1 protein-coding gene is annotated in these 1,297 nt (G+C 65.9%); it reads left to right on the top strand.

The window, feature by feature from the left end:
* Positions 1-1,297, top strand: a 1,297-nt coding sequence (locus A5692_RS26985; RefSeq protein WP_156766310.1) for a condensation domain-containing protein, incomplete at both ends; no start/stop codon positions are given.

Below are 1,297 nucleotides of genomic sequence, written 5' to 3'. Positions count from 1 at the left end.
TCCCGGTTTGTGGCGTGTCCATTCGGGGCGCTGGGGTCGCGGATGTATCGCACCGGGGATTTGGTGTGTTGGGGCCCCGATGGGCAGCTGCGCTATGTGGGCCGCGTCGATGAGCAGGTCAAAATCCGTGGGTATCGCATCGAGTTGGGTGAGATCCGCACCGCCCTGGCCAATGTGGATGGGGTGGGTCAGGCGGTGGTGATTGCCCGCGAGGACCACCCCGGCGACAAGCGCCTGATCGGGTATGTCACCGAATCCCACACTGGGGCAGTCGATCCGGTCGCCATCCGCAGCCAACTCGCGGATCGGTTGCCGTCTTATATGGTGCCGGCCGCGATTGTGGTGCTTGAGGCTCTGCCGTTGACGGTCAACGGCAAACTCGACACCCGCGCCCTACCCGCCCCCGACTACACCGGTGCTCCTTATCGCGCCCCGGGTGGTCTGCTTGAGGAACTGCTGGCCGGCATCTACGCCGAGATCCTCGGCCTCGAGCGGGTGGGGGTGGACGATTCGTTTTTCGAGTTGGGTGGGGATTCGTTGTCGGCGATGCGGCTGATCGCCGCCATCAACAATTCTTTGGATGCTGACTTGTCGGTGCGGGCGGTGTTTGAGGCGCCCACCATCGCCCAGCTAGCACCCCGCATCCACGCCGGCGGTGGAGGTGGGGGTGAGCTGGCCCCGGTGGTGGCCGGCCCACGCCCGGAGCGGGTGCCGTTGTCGTTTGCCCAATCCCGATTGTGGTTCATCGACCAGCTGCTGGGCCCGTCTGCGGTCTACAACATGCCCATCGCGGTACGCCTAACGGGACCACTCGACGTGGAGGCCCTGGCGGCCGCGCTGGCCGACGTGGTGGCCCGGCATGAAAGCCTGCGCACGGTGTTCCCCGCGGTTGATGGGGTCCCCCACCAGCAGCTGATCTCGCATGAGGGGGCCGATTTCGGCTGGGACGTCGTTGATGTGACCGGGTGGACGCACGAGCGGCTCGAGGAGGCCATCGCGGCAGTAGCAGGGCATCGGTTTGATTTGGCAACCGAGATTCCGTTCCGTGCCGAGCTTTTCCGGTTGGGCTCCGATGAGTACGTGTTGGTGGCGGTGGTGCACCATATCGCTGCGGATGGCTGGTCGATGAACCACAATCGGGATTGGGCAAACGACAACGGCACCCGCTCCGGGCGTGGGCCGGCCACCACCGGGGCCAGCTCACCCCCACCTCCACCGCCGGCGTGGATGCGGGGTGCTAGCTGGGCGATGGTGGGCGCCTCAAACACCGCCCGCACCGACAAGTCAGCATCCAAAG

Source organism: Mycobacterium sp. E342 (assembly GCF_001667665.1).
Classification (GTDB): domain Bacteria; phylum Actinomycetota; class Actinomycetes; order Mycobacteriales; family Mycobacteriaceae; genus Mycobacterium.
This window is presented reverse-complemented; position numbering and strand designations above follow the sequence as displayed.